Source organism: Synechococcus sp. BA-120 BA3 (assembly GCF_034931285.1).
Classification (GTDB): Bacteria; Cyanobacteriota; Cyanobacteriia; order PCC-6307; family Cyanobiaceae; genus Cyanobium.
Genome location: NZ_JAYGHZ010000480.1, coordinates 1 through 962, shown reverse-complemented (window position 1 = coordinate 962; position 962 = coordinate 1). Strand labels below are relative to the sequence as shown.

Genomic DNA, 962 nt, shown 5'->3' with positions numbered 1-962 from the left:
CCCTTGCGCCCCTGCTCCGGCGGGCCCGCTTCGGCCGGCTGGCCGAGGCGCTGCTGGCGGCGGCGGTGGCGATGGCCGTGGCCTGGCCCTGGTGGAGCCAGAACTGGCTGATGATCCTCTCCACGATCAACAAGGCCCGCCAGTGGGGCGTCCTTTACCAGGACGGTCTGGAGGCGAACACCCTGGCGGGCTGGTTGTTCTACCCCCGCCTGCTGCCCACCATGGTCGGGGCCGCTCTGGTGGCGGTGGTGGTGACGGGGGGAGCGCTGGGCCGGTGGCGAAACCGCGGCGCCCCGGCCGGCCCCCTGCCCTGGCGGCGGCTCGCCTGGTGGCTGAGCTTTCCCCTCGGTGCCCTGCTGCTGGCCACCCTGATGAGCACCAAGGACTTCCGCTTCGTGCTGCCCCTGGTTCCCCAGCTCTGCCTTGGCCTGGGGGTCGTGCTGGCCTCGGCCACCGGCCGCTGGACCCCCTTCTGGAGGCTGGCGGTGGTGGCGATCGGACTCTGGGGGGCGCTGGCCAGCCAGTTCGCCCTGGCGGCCAATCCGACCGCCTTTCCGCCGCGGCCGCCCGTCGCCGGCCCCGCCTGGCCCCTGGAGGCGATCGTGGCCACGATCCGCCAGCGCAGTCCCCACCAGCTCTCCACGCTGGCGGTGCTGCCCGACAGCCAGGGACTGAACGCCTTCAACCTCGACGCCGAAGGGCGCCGCCAGGACTTCCTCGTCGCCGCCCGCCAGACCGTGGCGCCCCTTGACCAGCTCGACGGCGACCTGGCCGGCTTCGACTGGTTCCTGCTCAAGGGGGGCGACCAGGGGGTGATGAGCGACGAACGCCAGGCCGCCCTCGATGGCCTGGTGCGCCGATCACCCGCCTTCCAGGCCGCCGGCCGCTGGCCCCTGCCGGATGGCAGCAGCGCCGAGCTGTTCGGGCGGCGGGCCCTGGGCCTGGAGGTGGCCCCGGTGGCC

Annotated in this window: 1 pseudogene; it reads left to right on the top strand. The window is 74.2% G+C overall.

The features are described from left to right. Positions 1 to 962: pseudogene (locus VB737_RS16990) on the top strand (hypothetical protein); the annotation flags it as partial.